General features: G+C 33.3%; 1 protein-coding gene. It reads right to left on the bottom strand.

From position 1 onward, the window contains the following. On the bottom strand, window positions 1-282 hold a 282-nt coding region (locus ACNG5D_RS16080), incomplete at both ends, for an enoyl-CoA hydratase-related protein (protein ID WP_418184543.1).

Here is a 282-nt window from a genome sequence, read left to right on the forward strand (position 1 = left end):
CAATAAATGCTGCAGCGCCTTCTGCATAATCATTAGTAATTGCTGCTTCTATCTGTAATTTAGATTCTAATGCTAATTGTTCTTCTAAATTATTGGTTAAGGATTGATTAAACGCTTCCTTAATTTTTCCTAAAGCTAATGTTGGCATATTAGCGAGTTTTAAGGCTAATTTACTCACGTCTTCTTCAAAACTTTCTAATGGCAATACTTTGTAAATCATTCCCATTTTTTCGGCTTCATCGGCAGACACTTTATCTCCTAACATTGCTAATGCTAATGCTT

It is taken from the genome of Algibacter ulvanivorans, assembly GCF_048381495.1.
GTDB lineage: Bacteria > Bacteroidota > Bacteroidia > Flavobacteriales > Flavobacteriaceae > Algibacter_B > Algibacter_B ulvanivorans.